Source organism: Brucella sp. LJL56, from assembly GCF_054871705.1.
In genome coordinates this window covers 568,901-589,745 of the sequence record NZ_JBTXLQ010000001.1, presented here as the reverse complement: position 1 = coordinate 589,745, position 20,845 = coordinate 568,901, and the positions used below count along the sequence as shown (strand labels likewise).

Below are 20,845 nucleotides of genomic sequence, written 5' to 3'. Positions count from 1 at the left end.
TCCAACTGTTGGTTTTAACGCCCGCCGGCAACGTCGATGAATGTTCCGGTTACATAAGCGGGGGCGTCGTTCAGCAGCCAGAAGATGGCTTCAGCGACTTCCTCCGCCTTGCCGGCCCGTCCAACAGGTGTGCCAGCGCCCAGTTTTGCCGCTCGATCCGGATTGCCGCCGCTGGCATGAATGTCGGTATCGATCAGGCCGGGACGCACCGCATTGACGCGAATGCCTTTCGGCGCAAGCTCCTTCGAGAGACCGGTGGTCAGCGTATCAAGGGCACCTTTCGCCCCGGCATAATCGACATATTCAAACGGTGATCCAAGTCGCGAGGCCATGGACGAAACGATGACGATGGCACTGTCCGGCTGCAACCGGCGTGCCGCTTCACGCGCGCATAGATAGGTGCCGTAAACATTCACGTCGAACATGTTTTTCAAACGCTCAGCACTCATTTCTGCAAGCGGCATGGTTTGCGCCACGATCCCGGCATTCAGGACGACGCCTTTCAGTGGACCGAGTTCGGCTTCTGCCCTGTCGAACATGGCGATGACGTCTTGTTCGCTGGATATGTCGCCCCGGACCGCCAGCACTTTCGCGCCGAGCTTCGTAGCCTCGGCCACCGTCTGCTGTGCAGCCTGCTCGTTCCCCGCATAGTTCAGGGCCACAGACCAGTCTTGCGCCGTACTGCGCAAAACTGTAGCGCGACCGATGCCGCGGCTACCACCGGTGATCAGAACGTTCTTCATGCCTCTCCTCCATGCACTTCATGGCGGAGCTAATCCGATTTGCACGCACGGTGCAAAGGAAAGATCGTATGAAAATAAAGGTTTGGGGAAGAAAAATGGTCGGAGCGGCGGGATTCGAACCTTATACGGAGTCGAACTGTGCACAACGATTAGAAAGCTTAGCTGTCCTTTACGTGCGCTACGTTCGATCAACCTCCTTTCAGCATCGTCACAAGAGGATTGGAAATTCCGGGCGGCATCGCCGCTTGGAATTTTGAATTCTCGCGTGGCGATCAAATTTTGAGATGATTCTTACTTGAAAGACTTTTTTGTGAAAGCCGAATTTGCACGACGAGTTCATCCAACTATCTGCTCTAAATTATTTAGGAATTGGTGTTGCCGTGCAAACACTCGACTGATTGCAATCCCATTTTGTTCTGAGAAGTATAGTTTATTGTTAGTTTGTTAGATTAACAATTTGTTTTTCTGCTAGTTTAACATATTGAAATAATTATATATTCTGAACTTTCCACTTGATTTATTTCTTTTCGCATTCATGATCCTGTTACTTATTCCGGTATCGCTGCGGCAGGTAATTGCGGTGAGAAGTGACAATTGCAGCTTACATGCAGATATTGAATCCACTCGAATTGGTAAAAGAAGAGAGGAGCAACACGTGTCAGAACCAATCTCTATTCACGTTTGTGATGTCCGTGTAGTTAAAGCACGTCGGGATGGTCACGATATTGCTGGCCCTTTACCTCAGCCACAGATGATTACTCCAACTGAGCTTCAGATGCTTTTCACAAACGATTGGCATCCCATCATGCCTGCCAACCTTTTTTCAATGCAGAGAATCTATAAGCCGATGAAGAGTGCTCGTTGGCAAAACACTCAAAAAGCAATCGCTAACGATTTGGCACAATGGTGGCGTTTTGTTTTAGTCAATAATCTGGAATGGGACGCCATTAGTGCTGAAGATGTTTCAGAGTACGGGTATTTGATGGCAGAATCAGTTTCGCCATTCACCCATCGACAATACAGCACAAGTACAGTTAGTCGCCGATTAGCTAGTATCCAAAACTTTTACTCTTGGGCGTGGCAAACAGGAATGCTGTCGGAGAATCCTCAAGAGGGATGTCAAGATAGTATATCGAGATTTCCGATTGGCCCGAAATCAGCGCTTTTGCCACATCTTGCTACCGCCAGTATTGTTCAACGAAAACGGAGAGGTCCACGAGGGCGGGATCCTGAAGATAATCCTAGACCGCTTAAGGTAAATGAACTTCGTGGTGTTCTGAATAGGTTGGGTCCCCGAATATTCGGTTCTGATGGTGCAGTATTGCCATGGAAAGTCGGGGATCCATCCAAGAGAAATCGTTTAATGGCTGAAATCGCCTATCACACAGGGATGCGGGTAGATGAAATCGCCAGCATCTCTACATCGGACGTTCTTAATCAAGCAAGAAAACTGAGTTCGACCGACAAGTGGCAGCAATTTGTTCTTACGGTTCGAACAAAGGGGCGAGCAACGCGAAAAGTGGTTGTTTCCTCAGTCGTGCTAAGAGCGTTGGTGACGTACCACGACACGGAACGGTATGAGGCAATTCTTTGCGCGAAAAAGCATAACCTGGACCATCTCGCTTTTAAAGAGCCCACACATTTATTCGTCAACGGGGTTTGTGCCAATTTTCGAGATGTTGGTAATCCAGTAAGTGCCCAGACGCCGTCGAGAGCATTTACCAAAGCTGTGTTGGCTGAAGGTTTAATTATCAGAAGCGCAGGCTTTAAGTTGGACCCTGAAAGCGGAGACAAACTAGTCGACTCAGACGGCAGGCCTATCACGTTCTCAATTGACCTTGCCGCACACACCTTTCACGACCTTCGGCATACGTTCGCCGTTATGTTTTACAAATCAGAAGTTTTGCGGGGCAACAGTGAGCCTTGGGAGAAGCTGAGGCAACTCTTAGGCCACTCGACCGCAGAAACGACACGCAAAATATACTTAAAGTATATCGATACAGAAGAAGCAACAATCTCTGATATTGCCGCGCATTATACCAGGATGAGCTTGTATGGCGTTCGGTGATAAGAGAAAGACAAACGGTGTCCCAAAGCATCTCACGCAGCGTCCTTCAAAGGCGTTTTCAAATGTTCACGCCATTCGAGCGAATGAAGAATTTGGCGTTATTTCGAAGGCTGGGATGCTCAAGGTGCGTTTTTATAATGGACCAAATGACGCGGCGGAGGAAATAGATCTCAGTGATTGGATCTCTTTCGGGGATATTGGTTTAGGCATTGCTGACTACTTGGCGGACTGGGGGCGTGGTCAAGCACATGGCACTCGCATTTCGTTCAAGAAGAGCCTTACAAAGTTTAGAATTTTCCTTAGATCGTTTGACCTCGAAACTACCAGGTCTCGGGTGAGCGTAGCGCATTTCCCCGAAAATGTTCTGCTAATGTTTGGAAACTGGTTGAATGGCAGTCAGGAATTTGAACACGGTCCTTCAAGGCAACTAAAGAAGTCGGTGAAATCGAAACATTACAATAAGATTAAAAATATTTTTATGTATTGGGCCAGATCTGAACGTTATAAATCCCTCTTGCCAAGCTCATTTCTAACAAGCAAAAATCTTTGGCCAGGCGCACATCATCAGATTATCGCGACTAATATACTCGATCCAATATCCTGTTCAAGAATCCGTGCGGCCGCTATAAATGAAATCGCCGCTGATGTAGCTCTTCGCGAGACAACTTTCAACGTACTTGATGACAATACTATACCGCTACCAGATCCCCGTTCGCGGAGTGTCGTTCCGTTCAAAGAAATGGATATCAAACTCAACTTGTTGGTTAAGATTTTCGATGCGAGTTATACCAATATAGATCCGAAGGTCTATCCGGGGTTTAGTCGGTCTCTAAGGCAGCCTTACGGTACAATTCGAGAAGTAATGGACCGTTTACATTTTTCAGTCCGTCACCTCGTTCCATATATTGTTCTATTAGGTTTCGACACGCTTTTCAATGCGGAGGGTTTACTTGGTTTAACGTGGTCGCAGATCGGTGAACATCCTATTTTTGGGAGCGACCGATTACAGATAGCGGTACCGAAAAACAGGTCGAAGCTAGGCAAGACAGAGGCCAGACCTAACCGCCATGTGAGGTCGTACAGTACCAAGCCAACAGGTCTTGATTCCGTTCCAAACCTTTTAAGGCTTCTGGAACGCTTCACACGGTTGACCCGGAATCTGGTGGAACCGCAAGATGTGGATAAAGTATTCATTTTTTATACAGATGAAAGAAAAAGCATTAGATCAAGTAAATACAAATCTTTTTTCATGTCTAAAAACTCGACATCTTCTGCCGGTAGTACTTGGAGAAACGCGTTAAGGACATTTATCGATGCCAATGGTCTCCCGCATTTCACTTTGAGAACTTTACGTGCAAGTGGCGGTGACCTTGTGCATAAGGCTACGGGGAACATGAAGATGCAACAGCTGGCGTTGGGTCACGCAAACCTCGACGTCACAGCTAAGCACTATCGAGGAACAGCAGCGAAGAAACGGGATGAAGAACTTCTCTCCAAGGCAATGGCTGCGCGGGAACGGTATACCTTAACAAACGGCAAGTCAGATTCGAGAGACGGCCTGCTTAACAATGGAGTGCAGCGAGCTGCAACGCCTGGGTTTGGATGTGCCGATCCATATAATTCTCCAGTTACACATCAGCAAGCAGGAAAACTGTGTACAGCTTTCGGTGCCTGCGCAGCATGTCCTCTCGCATACGTCGATAGTGATGATCCCCGTGCATATGCGCGTTTACTTCAATTTAAAGATCGTCTCGACGATGCTCGTATGGCTCTCGATCCGGCCCGCTATCTCGACGGTTGGGCCCGTCAATTGAGGTATCTTCAGGAGTATTGGTTGCCGAAGTTTACTGAAACGGCAAGAAATGGAGTGTCGCTGGTACTGCCTCCATTCCCAGAATTGGAGTAACATAATGAAAACTTCCCTTTCATTGGTTGATGATAATAATTCTTTTCGGTTTCAATTGCTTAACTTAAGAGAATGTTATGTCTCTGAGAGAAGTCGTTGGGATGATAATATATGGTATTTTGAGGCGACGACTGCTGGATGTAGAAATGTAGTTATACGATGGGAGATTCCACTAGCAAATGGTGTTTTTCTTTCTGATAAAGAGAACGGTCGACTTCTTGAGCACGCGAAACTATTATTTTATTCAATAATAAATAATAATCAAAGAGGTAGAAATCCAAAAGTAGCTACGTATTCAAATCTTTTTAGTGAGCTAAAATATTTGATACAATGGATGTACGCAAACGAACTTACGAAGTTCTCCCAGATGGATCCAATTATATGTATAAACTATATTGAGGATATGGTGTCTGGTGAGCATTATTTATCTGCTCCATCAAATGGTACGATTCATAGGTACGCAGATATACTTTGTCGAATATACGAGCAGTCAAATTTGTTCCGTGATGTTCCAGATTTAGTAATGGCGCGTCATCCTTTTGGTGGGAGAACCGCCAATGAAACGGTTATGGAAATTTCGGGGGCCTATGGCGATATAGGGTTCATACCCGCAGTGCCAGATTCCATCTTTCTAGGTAGTATGAATAAGGCTTTGCAATGGTTAGATGTTCGAGCCGCCGATGTTTTAGAACTGCAAGAGATTCACCTGAAGGCACGCAGAGATGTTTTACATTTAAGATCTAACTCTTACGGATTTTATATTAACAGGGAGCTATCAAAATATAAATTTAAGTGGCCTTGCCAAAAGCATGGAAATCGTTCTCGAACTCTATCGAAGAATAATGCGATAAATGAACTTAGGAATCTATTTATAAAAGTTAGAGATGCGGCAATAATAGCCGTGCAGGGAATGCTTGGACTCAGAGTTAGCGAGATCTGCGGAATTATCGCTGGTAATATGCAGGAAGAAGACCTTTGGCCGAGTTGCATCAGTACCTCCCCGTCAATCAGCGGGCTGACAGAACTATTCCATTTGCACGGACGGGTATTTAAACAACAAGATGTGTTTGAGAACGTTGAGTGGCTAGCAGGGTCCCGACCTATGGGGTCAAAGTATATCCCACCCGCAGTTAGAGCAATCACAATATTATGGAAACTCTTCCGACCATGGCGAGACTTAGATAATCGCAAGGAGCTTCTTGTTTCGTTTAAGATTGCTCGAGGCTTCCCGAGAGAAGCCGGTTCAATCGGCAGGATATTAAGCGGGTCACTGCGTGTTACCCAGAATCAATGGATCAAAGAAAATGTCGATATTCCGCCGGACTTGCAGTCTTGGCGAGTATCGACGCATCAATGGCGAAAGAGTTTCGCTATCTATATGGTTCGCTCAGATGCTCGCTTAGTGCACGGCGTGCGTGATCATTTTAAGCATATGTCAATTGCTATGACAGAGCGGGGTTATCTAGGAGTGGACCCGGAAATGCTCGGGCTTATTGATGATGAAGCCACTTATGCAGCATCAAAGTTCATACTCGATGTCTTAAACGGCAGGCCTGCCGCTGGAAACATGACGGAAAAAATTTGCGAAAGGCGGCAGGCTATTGAGCAACTGATCGGCAGGGATGGTACTGATGGAGAGCGTATCTCTAGGCTAGCGCTTTCGCTAAAGGAGGACGATGTTCGCGTTTGGCCCGCACCATGGGGAAATTGCTTATTTCGTAGTGAATGCGCCCGTTGTCACCACACAGCGAATGGGGCCTTTGACCTCAGTGCACGACATCCTCACTACGGTACCAGACGGCCAGGCATATGTTGTCAGAGCGCAAATTTCCTAGTTTTCTCCGATAACCTCGACTTCTGGCAGGCGAGATACGACAGCAATTTGGCAGTGTACGAATCAAATAGAGTCGCGGGCGAATTCGGGGCCGCTGCGGTTGCAGCGGAAGCGGTCCGCACTTCGATTGTGATCCTTCGAAGGCTCGGTGTCGAAGCGAACGGGGCTTTCGACGAAGTGGGAATGGGGATACACAATGAAACTCACTAAGAAAGTAAAGGAACAAAAGTCCGATGCCGAGATTGCATTGATGCAAGCTCTTAATCGGATAAAAAGTGGTAATCCGAGAGACGACCGAAATGTAGCGCTTGCAAACCGGGGCTGTTTGCGAGTTACTATCGCTACAGTAGCGCGTGAAGCGGGTAGAAGCAGAACACTAATCGGTTCCGCAGGTTGCCGTTATCCTAAAGTTCGGGAAGCAGTGTTAGCTGCAATGAACAAGGGTTTTTTGGATGAGCGCCCACCATCGGCTGCAGAACTCGTCAGACTTCTTCGTGAGGATAAAATAACCCTTGAGCGTCATGTGGGCGTTCTGGCCACACGCTTACACGATGCATCGTTACACGTTTGGGAGCTGGAAAAGCGCTGCGAACGGCTGGAACATGAGCTCGCCCAAGCATGTATGAAGTTGGGTAAAAGGAACTCGTTGTCCGAAGTGAAACTCTAGATAAACCGTTCACGTGATTTCGTTAGAGTTCCTAAATCATTCCCCTTCTTACTAATCAATGATCATTCGCGCCCAGTTGCGAGAATGATAGTGAGGCCTTTTGCTCGGGGCTAATAAGATTTGCTATTTTCATTTATCTGTTGCTTGGATTGCGAACAGGAAGGCTCTTTGCACCTTACTAAGCTCGAATAAATGATGGAACATGGCGTCCAGTTTGCGTGATCGAATCGGAGGGGGCGTGACCGGTTATTGGAAAAAAAAGACGGGTATGGCCGAGTATTTGCGTTTGTACACGCGCGAAGACAGGTGGCTCGCTTGGGAAGACCAACCTGCCGATCCTAAAGATGTCAGTAGCAGGACAATCCCTGGAGCGAAGAATAAGGTCGGAGAGACGCTTCGCAATGCCTTCAATTCTACAAATGTCATATTTCTCTTGGGGTCGGGTGCATCTGTCTCCGCTGTAAATCCTAGTGGTGGAAACCAAGCCCCTGGAATGGCAACACTCTGGAATGCTGTACGCGAAAAAATTGACGAAGAAAAACTTAAAGACGGTCAAAGCTTCGACGACATCGCCGATGAATTACTGGGCAAGCCGTCTGGACCGAATGAGAATAGCGCAGGTAATATCGAAAAGCTGCTTAGTCTCTGTAAAATGAAACTGGAGCTGCTCAGCGTTCGTGCGACAAATGATGTTCATTTAGACCCGAAATCAGAAGTAGCCGTTCTTACAGATTTTATTTCGCAGGCCGAAGCCGCTATTTTGAGCGAGGTTGGTTTTGTAAACGAGAATACATCTCTCCCCGCTCATTCGAATTTGCTGAGAAAGTTTTCAAAGCGAAGTGCTGAGAAACAGCGCGTAAAGCTGTTTACCACCAACTATGATCTTTGTCTGGAAGAAGCTGGAGCGCGGCTAGGCATTGTTTTCATTGACGGATTTTCGCACAGTGCCGAACAACGCTTTAATCGAGATTTTTTTCAAACCGATATCGTACGAAGATCATCGTCTGGCACAAAGGCCGATTACATCGACAGCGTCTTTCATTTGTACAAAATGCATGGTTCCGTTGACTGGAGAAGAAGATCAGACGGCGCGGTTATTCGGCGAGCCAAAGGCGAAGGAAATGAACTCGCTCCTGTTTTGATCTATCCGAGATCAACGAAGTATCAAGAGGCGTTCGAAATGCCTTATCTGGACATGTTTGCAGCGTTTCAATCTGCATTAAGAGAGCCAGATACTACTATCTTCATCGCAGGTTTTGGCTTCGCAGACGATCATATAAGCTCACCTATCTGGTCTGCCGTAGAATCCAACCTTTCCTTAAAACTAGTACTTGTTGATCCAGGCTTTATTGAAGAACAGAAGCTAGACGCTATCCAACCTGATCACGCTTTGAAAGCAGAGGAATTTCTGCCCAATAAATATCAATTGAAACTGATGCGCTTGATCCAGCAAGGGGACAACAGACTAACGGTCCTTAACGGGCGCTTTGAAGATCTGGTTGACGCGATTCCTTCTGTGTCCGGCGAAACCGACCGCCAGAGGCTTCTAATGCGTTTGGAAGATCTGGGGGGCGTGTAATGACTGCAACAAACGATTATGCGTTGATCGATCCTGATAAGCGCGTGGGTACCGTAACCCGAGTGGGAGCCTCGTCTGTTGAACTGACGGTTCCGCTAGGTCTGGCCATCTCCGGACAACGGGGTCTCGCCAGAGGTACAACTGGCGATTTCCTTTTTATTGATTGTGACACAGCGATAGTTCTTGGTCGTTTGACAGAAGTCATCGTTCCGGAGCGTCAACGTTCGGCGTTGGAACGTCAACTGGAGCAGGAAATCGTCACCGATCCACAAGGCCGCGCTCAGTTGTTGGCCACAATTGATAAAACAACGAAAGAAGTTTCTCGCGGTATCAACACCCAGCCTAGGATTGGAGACAGCGTATATTTAGCGGAAGGACACGCACTCGCAGCGGCGATCCAATCTGCTCTTTCTGGCGAAACAACAACGGAAAAAGGTGCTCAAAGCCTCATCGAGCTGGGACGCCTTTCTGGACTGAATGACGCTTATATTATGATCCCGCCAGAAAAACTCTTTGGCAGACATTGCGGCATATTTGGTGCAACGGGTGGCGGGAAAAGCTGGACGTTATCGCGACTTGTTAACGAAGTGGTTCGTCTCAAAGGCAAATGTATATTGTTCGACCCGACTGGGGAGTTCGAAGGTAGAATAGCTGGGGCGAAAGAGTACCGTTTCTCGACAGGTGATGCACAGCACCCGCTTGTAAGGTTTCCTTACAAGTATCTGTCGGAAACCGACCTGTACGGCCTTCTGACGCCTTCCACTCAGATGCAAGGTCCCAATTTACGAAGCGCAATTAAAAACCTCAGATTATCAGCACTATTACGAAGTGATCCGCAAAAATTTGGCGCTAAGAAACAAGCAAATGGTAACACAATATATTTGGAAGAGAAAAACCACTTCATTGAGATCAGGGAAAGTGGAACGATCATAAAAGTTGGGCGAAGTCGGAGTTCCATTAGTAAGGCTCTGATCAATCATTCTTCCGATCTGGACTCGCAATTCTGCGACTTCGATATTCACCTACTCTCTGCCCAAATTCGGGACGAATGTGTTAAGCATAGTTCTTACGACGCCAATGTTAATGGATTTTATGGCAAGGTAGATGATGCCGCGCTAGGATTCTGTAATTCGTTGATCGTCAGAATAGAAAACTATCTTTCCTCTTCAGAAATGAGATGCTTATTTTCTGAAGACGGCGAAGACGTATGTGAAATCATCAAAAGTTTTATTGACGACCCAAAACAGAATGCGCTTTTACTGTCGTTTGAACGCGTCAGTTTTAAATATAATACGCGCGAGATATTACTAAATACAATCGGTCGATACCTGCTGAATTTAGCGCGAGAAGAAGCATTCAAAGAATGCCCGCTCATTTGCTTCCTGGATGAAGCTCATCAATTCGTGGGACGCTCCATAGGTGATGATACCAACCGTATCTCACTGGATGCTTTTGGATTGATTGCAAAAGAAGGCAGAAAATTTGGTCTAACGGCTGCTATTGCCACACAGCGACCGAGAGACGTTCCGACCGACGTTCTAAGCCAGTTGGGAACTCTTTTTGTACACCGCCTAACCAATGATCGCGACCGGGAGACAATTGAAAGAGCATGCGGCGATCTAGATCGTGATGCGGCAGCGTTCATTCCATCGTTGGCGCAAGGTGAAGCAATCATTGTCGGACCCGATCTTCCTGCACCGTTACCAGTGATTATAACTCACCCCGAAAAGGCTCAGCAGCCAGAATCGAAGGGCCCAGATTATCAAAAACACTGGGGATGACCTTTTTGTTTTATTTTCGGAAAAGCAGTCTCCATTGCCCGAAACAATCGCAGCGCCACATAGTGCGACTGGAAACCAATAATTTATCAGAGCAGGTTGACAACGGCTATATATCCGTTATTCTGGATATATGGAAAACGAAGACGCAATTGCGGCACTGGCTGCCCTCGCTCAGTTAACACGGCTCGACACATTCCGCCTGCTGGTAAAGCACGAACCTGACGGTATTCCGGCAGGGGAACTGGCACGCATTCTGGATGTTCCGCAGAACACAATGTCCGCGCATCTTGCGACGTTGTCGCGTGCAGGTCTCGTGAGGGGCGAACGTCAGAGCCGTTCGATCATCTATCGCGCTGATCTTGATCGTTTTCGAGATCTGACGCTTTTCATGATCAACGACTGTTGTGGTGGCAATGCGAAACTTTGTGCGCCTTTAATTGAAAGCCTGACACCGTGCTGCGAACCAAAAGCGGCAACGCAATGAACTATTCTCGATGATTTTGGCCCTCATCTAACGGACTAATCAAATGACTGACCATGTATATAACGTGCTCTTCTTGTGCACGGGCAATTCTGCACGCTCAATTTTGGCCGAAGCGATCCTGAACAAGGATGGCGAAGGACGTTTTCGAGCTTTTTCGGCTGGTAGCCAGCCGAAGGGCGAAGTGCATCCCCTCGCGATCAAGGAACTGGACGCTCTCGGCTATTCCACCGAGAACCTGAGCTCGAAAAGTTGGGACGTGTTTTCAGGTACCGACGCCCCTCAGATGGATTTCATTTTCACGGTCTGTGACAACGCTGCCGGAGAAGCCTGCCCTGTCTGGATCGGACATCCGATGACAGCCCACTGGGGCATCGAAGACCCTGCCGCTGCCGAAGGAAATGACGCAGAAAAACAGCGCGCCTTTGCACAGGCGGCCCGCTTTCTGAAGAACCGGATATCGGCTTTCCTGAGCCTTCCCCACGCCACGATAGACCGCATGGCGCTTCAAAAGAATCTGAAAGAAATCGGCACCATGGAAGGTAGCACACAGACAAATGTGGAGAATAACTGATGTCCACTTTCGAACGTTATCTGACTGTCTGGGTGGCGCTTTGCATAGTCGCCGGTGTCGCATTGGGGCATATATTCCCAGCATTCTTTCATCTGCTTGGCTCTGCCGAGGTCGCAAACGTCAATATCCCAGTCGCTGTGCTGATCTGGCTTATGATTATTCCGATGCTTCTGAAAATCGATTTCGGGGCGCTTAAGCAAGTCACAGAACATTGGCGCGGTATCGGTGTCACGCTATTTATCAATTGGGCCGTCAAACCATTCTCTATGGCGCTTCTCGGTTGGCTATTTATCGGTTGGCTGTTTCGCCCTTATCTGCCTGCAGACCAGATCGATTCCTACATTGCTGGGCTGATTATTCTGGCAGCGGCCCCTTGTACGGCAATGGTGTTCGTCTGGTCGAATTTGACGAAAGGCGAGCCGCATTTCACGCTCTCTCAGGTGGCACTAAACAATTCGATCATGGTCATCGCATTTGCACCGATTGTTGGACTGCTTCTAGGTTTGTCTGCAATCACCGTGCCGTGGGATACGCTCGTAATTTCTGTCGTTCTTTACATTGTGATCCCCGTTATAATTGCGCAAGTCCTGCGCAGTGGCCTTCTTAAGGGCGGTGGACAGCAGTCCCTGACGCGCCTTCTGAATGCTCTCCAACCTATTTCTCTCCTAGCCCTTCTCGCTACCCTGATTTTGCTTTTCGGGTTTCAAGGAGAGCAGATCATCGCACAGCCCATGATCATTGCAATGCTGGCCGTCCCGATCCTCATCCAGGTCTATTTCAACTCTGGCCTCGCTTATCTGTTGAATCGCATTTCAGGCGAGCAACATTGCGTCGCCGGTCCCTCGGCTTTGATTGGTGCTTCAAACTTCTTCGAGCTGGCTGTAGCAGCCGCAATCAGTCTTTTCGGCTTCTCATCTGGCGCAGCACTTGCAACAGTGGTTGGCGTTCTTGTTGAAGTGCCCGTCATGCTCTCGGTCGTCTGGATCGTGAACCGCTCAAAGGGTTGGTACGAACGCGGTGCCAATCAAAAGCCAGTCAGCGAAACAGGAAAACTCTGATGTCAGTTACGATCTATCACAATCCGAAATGCGGCACCTCTCGCAACACATTGGCCTTGATCCATGCCAGCGGCGAAGAGCCTGTTGTCATCGAATATGTGCAAAATCCGCCGTCGCGAGAACGACTGGTTGAATTGCTTCGAGCAATGCAGATGACGCCTCGCCAACTCCTTCGCGAGAAAGGCACACCATATGCCGAGTTGGGATTGTCCGATCTAAACTGGACCGATGACGAACTGGTCGACTTCATGATGGCGCATCCTATCCTGATCAATCGTCCAATCGTGGAAACGCCACTTGGCACCAAATTGTGCCGTCCGTCAGAACTGGTTCTCGACATTCTGGAAAACCCGGTGTCGTCATTCACCAAAGAGGACGGAGAAGTCATCACCTATGAAAGAAAGTCCCGCTGACATGGACCTGCCGAACCTCGATCAGAATTCCTTCGCATTGCCCGACCTGGATGCACTACGCGCCGACTTTCCAAAGCATAAGCCTCGTATCCTTTTGCTCTATGGCTCACTTCGTGATCGTTCCTATAGTCGGCTTCTGACGCTGGAAGCACAGCGTCTGCTCGATGCGATGGGTGCTGAAACGCGTGTCTTTCACGCCAATGGTCTTCCCTTGCCTGACGATGGTTCGGCAGAGCATCCGAAGGTTCAGGAATTGCGTGAGGCAATGCTTTGGTCAGAAGGGCAAGTCTGGACCAGTCCAGAACGTCATGGAGCCATGAGCGCCGTCATGAAATCGCAGATCGACTGGATTCCTTTGCCGGGTGGAGCAATTCGTCCGACGCAGGGCCGAACTCTGGCATTGATGCAGGTATCAGGCGGATCGCAGAGCTTCAACGCGGTCAATCAGATGCGCATTCTTGGACGATGGATGCGAATGATCACCATTCCAAACCAGTCATCCGTCGCAAAGGCATGGCAAGAATTTGACGACGCTGGACGGATGAAACCCTCGTCGTTCTATGATCGCGTGGTGGACGTAATGGAAGAACTGATGAAGTTTACACTTCTGACGCGTGGCATCTCGGATCATCTCACAGACCGTTATAGCGAGCGCAAGGAAGAAGCAGCCAAACTCGAAAAGCGTGTTTCGTTGAAATCAATCTGAATTCAGAAAAAGATTGAGCGTCTCGCAAGACATCCTGTTGTGCGAGCGCTCAATATTCCAGCCATTTTGAAACAAATGAGTCTGCTTCAGCGAAGTGACCCAGCTTCCGTTTCCCGCCCAGAAGTACAGCAGCCATCTGGTTCCTCCACAGTCGCCTTAATGATCTGATCGCCCGCGCAACAGTCCTCCATCAGAAATTTGATGAGATCGGCCATGGATTGATAATTGGCGACATAGATGAGCGAACGTGACTCACGCCGTTGCGATATCAATCCCGCCCTTTCCAGTTCTTTCAAATGAAAACTGACATTTGACGGAGATACGCCCATGCGTTCCGCAATTGCTCCTGCGGCCAGTCCCTCTCGTCCAGCAACGACCAACGTCCTGATAATGCCAAGACGCGTTTCCTGTGAGAGTGCCGCAAATGATAAAAGAGCTTGACGGTCATCCATATTTCAACAATCCTTGAATTATTGAATCGAGGATACCGAACATGAACGTAATCGACAAGAGCGTATCGCCTGAAATCAGCCTCGACGATCTCCTCAATGGATTGCAAGAAGCCCCAGAGGCACCGTTGGTGTTCTTCTATGAAGGGCATCCAACGAAACCCGGCTATCATGTTACCTAAGTCAAGGCAGGTCAGTTCTCTGCTCTGGATTGTGGCGCTAATCCGGAAGCATGGTCAGAGATGTTTGTTCAGCTCTGGGACATAGACGAAGACGACCGAAGCCATATGCCAGCGGCGAAATTCGCGGCAATCATTCACAAAGTATCGAAGCACGTCCAGTTGGAACCCGGTGCCAGGCTCACATTTGAAGTCAGCGATGGAAAGCGGCCCATGGCACTTTATTACGCAACTGCACCGCTTCTGACCAACGGTACCTTTGAAGTGGCTTTAACGGCACGTCCTTCCAGCTGCAAACCCAGAGATCGGTGGCTGGCAGAGCAAATAAAAGGAGCCAGTTCTTGCTGTGACCCAACTAACTCGCAATGTTGTGCATGATGCAGGTTTAGTTCTTTGACGCCGTTAAACTGCAAAACTATGGCGATAAAATCATCATGAGCGTCCAACGGCTTCCTATCGCCGCCATTGTCGGTCTAGGACTGACCCAGAATATTGGCTACGGCACATTATATTATTCCTTCAGCATTCTTGCGCCATCTATGGCGCAAGATTTCTCTGTTTCGAATGAATGGATATTCGGAGCGTTGTCGGTCGCTCTCCTGACGGGGGGCTTCCTGGCACCCTGGATGGGACGTCTAATTGATCGCCTCGGTGCAGGTCGCGTGATGACCGTTGGCTCAATAATAGCGGCCACTGCATTGGTCGCCAGTGCCTTTTCACCGAATGCGGTCACATTCGCAGCAACCCTGACGCTTATCGAAGTGGCCGCGAACCTGGTACAGTACGGCGCGGCCTTTGTTCTTCTGGTGCAACTTGCACCAACGGTTGCACAGCGCAGCATCACTTACCTGACTTTGATTGCAGGATTTGCCTCGACAATCTTTTGGCCGATCACCACATCTCTTCAGCAATGGCTGACATGGCAGCAAATTTATCTGCTGTTCGCATGTCTTCACTTCGCTCTTTGTATGCCAGTTCACTTTTGGCTAGCGCGAAATCTCGCGTCGAAAGCTCGTACAAGTTCGGCGAATGGATCGCGCACGATAACTGAAGGGACGCTGCCAAGGCTTTTTCGTCGGCGAGGTTTCATGTACCTGCTAATCGGTCTTTCGTTTCAATCGTTGATCGCAGCAGCTATCCTCGTTCATATGATTCCGATGTTGAAAGGCCTTGGTCTTGCAGGATCGGCAGCCTTGATAGGGGCGATGTTTGGTCCATCCCAGGTGACCAGCCGTCTGATAAACATGATCGGCGGCAAGAACCTTGCTCCGATCAAACTCGCGATCATTTCTTCCTCACTAATGGCGCTTGCAGTCACCTGCCTGATGCTCGGCGCTCCATTCATAGCTGCGGCGTTAATATTTGCCTGTCTGTTCGGCTTTGGTAACGGCCTCTTCAGTATAGTGTCAGGGACGTTGCCTCTTTCGCTGTTCGGAAGCGAAGGATATGGCGCAATGCAGGGTAAAATAATGTCGGCACGGCTTATTGTGTCAGCAATGGCTCCATTTGCGATGGCATTCGCAATGGGGCATTTGGGTGTAAAGGCGGCGCTCGCAATCGTTATTGTTTGTAGCGTATCCTCGCTCATTGCCTTCGGGTTATTGGTCCGACTGGAAAATGAGTCTGAAAAAGCCCGATTAGCCAAGGTGGCATTATAAGCTGCTTGCAATTGATTGTCTTTGTAATGGTACATTGGCGGGGATAGGTAGCGTGACAATAAATCTGAATACTCCGGTACCCATGGATAGCCCGAAAATCGATCACGATGTGATCATAATCGGTGGAGGTCAAACCGGGCTTGCGGCTGCGTACTATCTCCGCCGTGCTGAAGTAGAATTCACTATCCTGGATGACGGCAATGAACCAGGCGGGGCATGGCTGCATGGATGGGATTCTCTGCGCCTTTTTTCGCCTGCCAGTTTCAGTTCGCTCCCTGGCTGGCTGATGCCTCCCAGTCGGGAATCAGATGGTTATCCTACGCGCGATGAAGTGATCAGCTACCTTCAGCGTTATGAGGAACGCTATAAGTTTCCTGTCGAACGCCCACACAAGGTAGAATCTGTCACCCGTGAAAGTGATGTTCTTAGGGTTATATTGGCGGATGGATCGAGCCGAACCTGCCATGCGGTTATCAGTGCCACTGGGACATGGTCGAAACCGTTTGTCCCCGACTACCTCGGCAAGGACCTGTTCTCAGGCGTTCAGATTCATTCTGCACATTATGAAACTGCCGATGATTTTGCTGGCCAGCGTGTGCTTATTGTTGGCGGAGGCAATTCAGGGGCACAAATTCTCGCTGACTTAAGTACCGTCGCAGAAACAATTTGGGTGACACTGACGCCGCCAGTGTTTCTGCCTGACGAAATTGACGGCCGAGTGCTTTTTGAAAACGCCAGTGCACGCGTACGGGGAGATGTCGACGCCAATACGACAATTGGGGACATTATTATGGTCGCTCCGGTAAAAGCCGCGCGGGACCGAGGCGTATTGAACGCCGTACGCCCCTTTAAGCAATTTACAGAAGATGGTGTCGTTTGGGCTGACCAAACAGAGACCAAAATCGACGCGGTAATCTGGTGTACAGGATTTCGTCCTGCAACGGATCACCTGAAACCCCTCGGCGTTGTTGAACCGAACGGACGGGTTCAAGTCATTGAACAACGATCCATTAAAGAACCTGGTTTGTGGCTTGCTGGTTATGGCAACTGGACGGGTGCGGCATCTGCGACATTAATCGGTGCAGGTCGGACAGCTCGCGAATTTGTACCGCGATTGGTCGCAGATCTAATTGGTTCGTCGGAATAGTCCTTTATCTGAGTTCCTGTTTTGTTCTATACCTAGTGCATGACAAGCACGATTAAAACACTTGGACAGGCTTCACGGCATCGATTGTTCGTAATGGCCGAGTGCCGTACCTGCAAACGGAGTGCCCGGTTTCTGGCCAGCGATCTCGCATCGATCTTTGGCCACGGAAGCAACCCCTATACCCTCAAGTTTAAATGCACGACCTGCGACTCCACCAATTGTAATTCGACATTGGAATGGCCAGATTTTGAACGTACTCACGAGCATTATGTTTGGCGGCCCATAAAAGTTAAGGGCGGCGATTTTTTATGAAAAAGCTAAAATAAATTGAAATTTATGAAGGCCAGCTTTTCGGCATTATTAAACCGAAGCCCTTGGATTTATCTCTATAAATAAAGGTTACACCTTTTCGTTCCAGAGCTGATTGGATTTTCCGCTGAGTTTCAATTTTTACGCCTGCATTTCTTTCAAAGCTTCCGATAGTCCGCACGCTTACCCCCGCTTCTGCGGCGAGCTCTTCTCGACTTAAATCGAGTGCGAGTCTTGCGGCTCGCAAAAGTGCAATCGGTATATCCATCCTTTTCTTTTAATTCAGGGAGTATGCAACTGCTACACCCCCTAATTTGCCTTAAATCGGTATTTATTTGCCATATTTAGGAATTTAATTGCCTATTTCTGGCAATTCTGACATAAGCCAGATTATCGCTCACACAGACACCGAATCAGTGAGTTAAAGATTTGATGAAATAGGCGGATTACCCATTTTTTCCGTCGATGACGTCATCGTCTAAACTGGTTTCACATCGAATTTGGCCCATGTAACCCATGTGCCGGACAGGAGAACTTATGTCTGAAAACTCCCCAATCGGTCATGTTATTCTCATGAAAAATGAAGTTCCACGACGGCATCCAGGACGTGGATTGAATGCGGCATTGCAGCTAAGTGAACTTCACAATCGCATTAACAAGCAAGAACGCGATCCTCAGAGTACGGAGCGTGTCGACGAATATTTTCGTTACGCAATCTGGAGCGAAGGAGAAAAAATCATTGGTTACCTTGAGAGTATAATTTCGGTCGCTGATGAAAGAACTTCCACGACAACGTCAGGAATTCCAATATCATCCAGTAGCATGAGAAAATTGGTGGGCGCTCTTTCGGAAGAAGCCGAGGGCATTATGCACTATCAGCCTTCTCTGACGCCGACTTATTTATCAGGCGGCTTTGCATTCGATCTCATCGTTTACGATTTGCAACAAAAATGCTTGCGTTATATTCATATCGCATACGGGATTGGCAATGAACGAAGCGCGCAAATCCAGTGGGAAGAAGATAAAGCTAAGCTTGCAAGCTTTTTGCCGCGAATTGGAACACAATATTTCGGCGTTGAGATAGAACGGACAGAGTTCGTCACGATAGACCCATTACTTAATGAGACGAAGTATTTAGAGGGCGTGTGGGCTCTTCATGATTTGGATCAGCTAACTGGTAGATCGGGTACTGCACAACACGTGCTGGAAATACAGAGACAGCAAAGACACATGCTGAGCTTTTGGTTTAGTAACAGCCTTTCCGGCAGTGAGATGGAAAAGCATCGACAGCTCAATTCGATCTTTCATCGCTTGGCGCACGAAGAACTGAAACGAGCAAAACCTTTGCACTTTCAAACACTCGTTCCTGATCGAGCTCTGTAATCGGGGTTCCTGAGCCATTTTGCGACTGTTGCATGCTCCACGCTTAACGGTTCAGCGTCTGCTCGCAGCATCAATCAAACACGTTGAAATTCAAGAAACGCCAATCCACGGGTGCGTTGTCGCGCGCCCGTATGGCCCCTCATTTCTTCATTCTCCAGGATCTTATTATGGCTGTCATAATCAAAAATGGAAAATACAATCGCGAACAACTCGAAATCGAAATTAATATGCTGAAAGCCCTGGTCACTGATCTTGAACGCATAATCAACGGAGAGCATCCAGACGAACGCCAACTTTCAAATTCGCCAGCAATCACAAGCTGGAAGCTGAGCAAACGGCCGACAACATGTCTCGAAGGCGTATTGTTTGAGCATCCCAGGCTCGGTTTCATCGTGCCGAATGGCATCACGTCCGAGCTCTGGCTACTCGATCTCGACAGAAACTACGCGAGAACTTTCAGCCGCTTTTACCGACTGGGCCAAAAAGACATCGGTAATTGAGAAAAACGTACATCGTGCTGCACGTCGTCGACTGACATCGCAGTTTGAGTTTCGCTGCGTACAAGCTGAAAGACGTCAGCGCCTGCCAGAGGAAAACTGGCATGAGAACTGTCGGCAATTGCGGACAACAAAGGGGATAAGGGAATGAAACTTTGGATCTGGTCTGACCTCCACCATGAATTGCAAGAAGTCGACTATCCGTCACATGAGAACGCGCCAGAATGCGATGTGATCATCATTGCGGGCGATCTCAATGCAGCGCCTGACCTTCACATCACGCTGGAATTCTTGATCAGGCACTATGAGAAGCCCATCATCTATGTCCCCGGCAACCACGAATTCTATCAGAACAAATGGCTCATGAATGATCGAGAACGGTCGCTGGAGAGTGACAGGCAAACGATCAAGACAATCGAAGCCCTCTCTTTGGAGTGGCCGCAGCGGTTTTACTGCCTTGATCAGGACGAGGTGATTATCGACAACATCAGATTCGTTGGGGCTAGCTTATGGGTAGATTTTCAGATGAATCTCTCCCTAAAGTCTGATCTAGCGCGGCGAATGCAAGAAGCGCGAGCAATACTGAATGACTTCCGTGCGATCCGCTTGAAAAACGGGAAGTCATTCACGCCCGAAAATATGCTCGATCTACACCTGTCAGATGCCGCTTACATTCGGCAAAAACTAACAGAACATTTTACTGGTCCCACGGTTGTTCTCACACATCACATGCCACACTCCGATTGCACACCACCAGTCTATGCACACTCAATCGGCAACTATTTGTTTGCGTGCGGATCAGATGCCTTCGATGACATCCTTCACTCCGAACGAGCACCTGCGCTGTGGATCTGCGGGCATACACATCATGCATTCGACGTGCAGATTGGCCGAAGTCGGATTATTTGCAATCCATTTGGCTATCGATGGGAACAGGGGCTGAATGGATTTCGATGGGATCTAATAGTAGAGATAACGTAGGCCGTTCAAAACGGAACTGCATTAGAGCCTGCGCAATGCCCAATCGTTGGTTGTAGCCCGTCCAATAACGCAATAAAGTGTTCAACAGAGAACAAGTCACTGTTTTTGGGCGACGAAGAATAAAAATTTTCTCTTTTTATCAATAAGTTATCCGCAAGTGTACAGTCCAACCGGATTCCGGATATTCCGTTCGGTCGGACACGTGCAGATAGTCGTTCGACGGTCGAGCATTCTTTTTAGGGTAACGTAAAGATGAGCATCAACGAATTGGGTAAATAACTGATATCACTGAGCTTCTTTCCGTCGGGCAGGCGGGATTCGAACCCACGACCCCTTGACCCCCAGTCAAGTGCGCTACCGGGCTGCGCTACTGCCCGAAGGAAAAAAGCTCAGTGATGAACACTTTCGTTGACTCCGTATAACGAACCCACG

19 protein-coding genes, 1 tRNA gene and 1 pseudogene are annotated in these 20,845 nt (G+C 48.4%); 17 read left to right on the top strand and 4 right to left on the bottom strand.

The genetic code is table 11. The features are described from left to right. Nucleotides 1-14 precede the first annotated feature (14 nt). On the bottom strand, nt 15-743 hold the full coding sequence (locus ACYSN1_RS02890; protein WP_461724311.1) for an SDR family oxidoreductase: 729 nt from the start codon (nt 741-743) through the stop codon (nt 15-17). A gap of 655 nt (nt 744-1,398) precedes the next feature. Between ACYSN1_RS02890 and ACYSN1_RS02885 the strand changes: the two genes are divergently transcribed. The 11 genes from ACYSN1_RS02885 to arsH all read left to right on the top strand — a co-directional run bounded on the left by ACYSN1_RS02885 (nt 1,399) and on the right by arsH (nt 13,810). Next, the gene (locus ACYSN1_RS02885) at nt 1,399-2,811 is read left to right on the top strand and encodes a tyrosine-type recombinase/integrase (protein WP_167522256.1); all 1,413 of its coding nucleotides are present in this window, start codon (nt 1,399-1,401) and stop codon (nt 2,809-2,811) included. After that, nucleotides 2,798-4,717, top strand: coding sequence for a hypothetical protein (locus ACYSN1_RS02880; protein ID WP_151591240.1), 1,920 nt, complete (start codon nt 2,798-2,800; stop codon nt 4,715-4,717). The genes ACYSN1_RS02885 and ACYSN1_RS02880 overlap by 14 nt, the downstream gene beginning before the upstream one ends. Before the next feature lie 4 nt (nt 4,718-4,721). Next, the gene (locus ACYSN1_RS02875) at nt 4,722-6,761 is read left to right on the top strand and encodes a site-specific integrase (RefSeq protein WP_461724310.1); all 2,040 of its coding nucleotides are present in this window, start codon (nt 4,722-4,724) and stop codon (nt 6,759-6,761) included. Next, on the top strand, nt 6,748-7,218 hold the full coding sequence (locus ACYSN1_RS02870) for a hypothetical protein (RefSeq protein ID WP_151591244.1): 471 nt from the start codon (nt 6,748-6,750) through the stop codon (nt 7,216-7,218). Before ACYSN1_RS02875 ends, ACYSN1_RS02870 begins: the two co-directional genes overlap by 14 nt. A 238-nt stretch (nt 7,219-7,456) precedes the next feature. Beyond that, nucleotides 7,457-8,797, top strand: coding sequence for an SIR2 family protein (locus tag ACYSN1_RS02865; protein ID WP_151591246.1), 1,341 nt, complete (start codon nt 7,457-7,459; stop codon nt 8,795-8,797). Then, nucleotides 8,797-10,578: an ATP-binding protein gene (locus ACYSN1_RS02860; RefSeq protein ID WP_151591248.1), complete on the top strand. Its 1,782-nt coding sequence runs from the start codon at nt 8,797-8,799 to the stop codon at nt 10,576-10,578. The genes ACYSN1_RS02865 and ACYSN1_RS02860 overlap by 1 nt, the downstream gene beginning before the upstream one ends. Before the next feature lie 130 nt (nt 10,579-10,708). Beyond that, the gene (locus ACYSN1_RS02855; RefSeq protein WP_151591251.1) at nt 10,709-11,062 is read left to right on the top strand and encodes an ArsR/SmtB family transcription factor; all 354 of its coding nucleotides are present in this window, start codon (nt 10,709-10,711) and stop codon (nt 11,060-11,062) included. 43 nt (nt 11,063-11,105) lie between these two features. Next, nucleotides 11,106-11,633 carry an arsenate reductase ArsC gene (locus ACYSN1_RS02850; RefSeq protein WP_151591253.1) on the top strand — a complete coding sequence of 176 codons (528 nt, stop codon included), beginning with the start codon at nt 11,106-11,108 and terminating at the stop codon, nt 11,631-11,633. Then, a complete protein-coding gene (gene arsB / locus ACYSN1_RS02845) occupies nt 11,633-12,691 on the top strand; it encodes an ACR3 family arsenite efflux transporter (RefSeq protein ID WP_151591255.1) in 1,059 nt (352 codons plus the stop codon). Before ACYSN1_RS02850 ends, arsB begins: the two co-directional genes overlap by 1 nt. Further along, complete coding sequence (arsC, locus tag ACYSN1_RS02840) at nt 12,691-13,104, top strand: arsenate reductase (glutaredoxin) (RefSeq protein WP_151591257.1); 414 nt, start codon at nt 12,691-12,693, stop codon at nt 13,102-13,104. Before arsB ends, arsC begins: the two co-directional genes overlap by 1 nt. Next, nucleotides 13,085-13,810, top strand: a complete 726-nt coding sequence (arsH, locus tag ACYSN1_RS02835; protein ID WP_151591259.1) for an arsenical resistance protein ArsH — start codon at nt 13,085-13,087, stop codon at nt 13,808-13,810. The genes arsC and arsH overlap by 20 nt, the downstream gene beginning before the upstream one ends. A gap of 86 nt (nt 13,811-13,896) precedes the next feature. Here arsH and ACYSN1_RS02830 read toward each other — a convergent pair whose 3' ends face one another. Continuing rightward, nucleotides 13,897-14,262 (bottom strand): ArsR/SmtB family transcription factor, encoded by a 366-nt coding sequence (locus ACYSN1_RS02830; protein WP_151591261.1) that lies wholly within the window; start codon nt 14,260-14,262, stop codon nt 13,897-13,899. A gap of 41 nt (nt 14,263-14,303) precedes the next feature. On the opposite strand from ACYSN1_RS02830, the pseudogene ACYSN1_RS02825 reads away from it, so the two are divergent. The 3 genes and pseudogenes from ACYSN1_RS02825 to ACYSN1_RS02815 all read left to right on the top strand — a co-directional run bounded on the left by ACYSN1_RS02825 (nt 14,304) and on the right by ACYSN1_RS02815 (nt 17,243). After that, nucleotides 14,304-14,816: pseudogene (locus tag ACYSN1_RS02825) on the top strand (DUF6428 family protein). A gap of 56 nt (nt 14,817-14,872) precedes the next feature. Further along, the gene (gene arsK, locus ACYSN1_RS02820; RefSeq protein WP_151591265.1) at nt 14,873-16,096 is read left to right on the top strand and encodes an arsenite efflux MFS transporter ArsK; all 1,224 of its coding nucleotides are present in this window, start codon (nt 14,873-14,875) and stop codon (nt 16,094-16,096) included. 52 nt (nt 16,097-16,148) lie between these two features. Beyond that, complete coding sequence (locus tag ACYSN1_RS02815; protein WP_235913381.1) at nt 16,149-17,243, top strand: ArsO family NAD(P)H-dependent flavin-containing monooxygenase; 1,095 nt, start codon at nt 16,149-16,151, stop codon at nt 17,241-17,243. Nucleotides 17,244-17,577: 334 nt separating this feature from the next. On the opposite strand, the gene ACYSN1_RS02810 is transcribed toward ACYSN1_RS02815, so the two are convergent. After that, nucleotides 17,578-17,820 (bottom strand): helix-turn-helix domain-containing protein, encoded by a 243-nt coding sequence (locus tag ACYSN1_RS02810; RefSeq protein WP_084486796.1) that lies wholly within the window; start codon nt 17,818-17,820, stop codon nt 17,578-17,580. Between the two features lie 269 nt (nt 17,821-18,089). Here ACYSN1_RS02810 and ACYSN1_RS02805 point away from each other — a divergent pair, with 269 nt between their 5' ends. From ACYSN1_RS02805 to ACYSN1_RS02795, 3 genes are all read left to right on the top strand, one after another. Then, nucleotides 18,090-18,935, top strand: a complete 846-nt coding sequence (locus tag ACYSN1_RS02805; protein WP_151591267.1) for a hypothetical protein — start codon at nt 18,090-18,092, stop codon at nt 18,933-18,935. A gap of 167 nt (nt 18,936-19,102) precedes the next feature. Then, nucleotides 19,103-19,435, top strand: a complete 333-nt coding sequence (locus tag ACYSN1_RS02800; RefSeq protein ID WP_235913379.1) for a hypothetical protein — start codon at nt 19,103-19,105, stop codon at nt 19,433-19,435. Between the two features lie 144 nt (nt 19,436-19,579). Then, nucleotides 19,580-20,413: a metallophosphoesterase gene (locus ACYSN1_RS02795; protein WP_151591269.1), complete on the top strand. Its 834-nt coding sequence runs from the start codon at nt 19,580-19,582 to the stop codon at nt 20,411-20,413. A gap of 303 nt (nt 20,414-20,716) precedes the next feature. Here ACYSN1_RS02795 and ACYSN1_RS02790 read toward each other — a convergent pair. Next, nucleotides 20,717-20,790: transfer RNA gene (locus ACYSN1_RS02790), tRNA-Pro, on the bottom strand. Between the last annotated feature and the right edge of the window lie 55 nt (nt 20,791-20,845).

Bases quoted from the DNA above. Each gene is read 5' to 3' on its own strand.
- ACYSN1_RS02890 (WP_461724311.1), bottom strand. From the start codon at position 743: ATGAAGAACGTTCTGATCACCGGTGGTAGCCGCGGCATCGGTCGCGCT.
- ACYSN1_RS02880 (WP_151591240.1), top strand. From the start codon at position 2,798: ATGGCGTTCGGTGATAAGAGAAAGACAAACGGTGTCCCAAAGCATCTC.
- ACYSN1_RS02875 (WP_461724310.1), top strand. From the start codon at position 4,722: ATGAAAACTTCCCTTTCATTGGTTGATGATAATAATTCTTTTCGGTTT.
- ACYSN1_RS02870 (WP_151591244.1), top strand. From the start codon at position 6,748: ATGAAACTCACTAAGAAAGTAAAGGAACAAAAGTCCGATGCCGAGATT.
- ACYSN1_RS02860 (WP_151591248.1), top strand. From the start codon at position 8,797: ATGACTGCAACAAACGATTATGCGTTGATCGATCCTGATAAGCGCGTG.
- ACYSN1_RS02855 (WP_151591251.1), top strand. From the start codon at position 10,709: ATGGAAAACGAAGACGCAATTGCGGCACTGGCTGCCCTCGCTCAGTTA.
- ACYSN1_RS02850 (WP_151591253.1), top strand. From the start codon at position 11,106: ATGACTGACCATGTATATAACGTGCTCTTCTTGTGCACGGGCAATTCT.
- arsB (WP_151591255.1), top strand. From the start codon at position 11,633: ATGTCCACTTTCGAACGTTATCTGACTGTCTGGGTGGCGCTTTGCATA.
- arsC (WP_151591257.1), top strand. From the start codon at position 12,691: ATGTCAGTTACGATCTATCACAATCCGAAATGCGGCACCTCTCGCAAC.
- arsH (WP_151591259.1), top strand. From the start codon at position 13,085: ATGAAAGAAAGTCCCGCTGACATGGACCTGCCGAACCTCGATCAGAAT.
- ACYSN1_RS02830 (WP_151591261.1), bottom strand. From the start codon at position 14,262: ATGGATGACCGTCAAGCTCTTTTATCATTTGCGGCACTCTCACAGGAA.
- arsK (WP_151591265.1), top strand. From the start codon at position 14,873: ATGAGCGTCCAACGGCTTCCTATCGCCGCCATTGTCGGTCTAGGACTG.
- ACYSN1_RS02810 (WP_084486796.1), bottom strand. From the start codon at position 17,820: ATGGATATACCGATTGCACTTTTGCGAGCCGCAAGACTCGCACTCGAT.
- ACYSN1_RS02805 (WP_151591267.1), top strand. From the start codon at position 18,090: ATGTCTGAAAACTCCCCAATCGGTCATGTTATTCTCATGAAAAATGAA.
- ACYSN1_RS02800 (WP_235913379.1), top strand. From the start codon at position 19,103: ATGGCTGTCATAATCAAAAATGGAAAATACAATCGCGAACAACTCGAA.
- ACYSN1_RS02795 (WP_151591269.1), top strand. From the start codon at position 19,580: ATGAAACTTTGGATCTGGTCTGACCTCCACCATGAATTGCAAGAAGTC.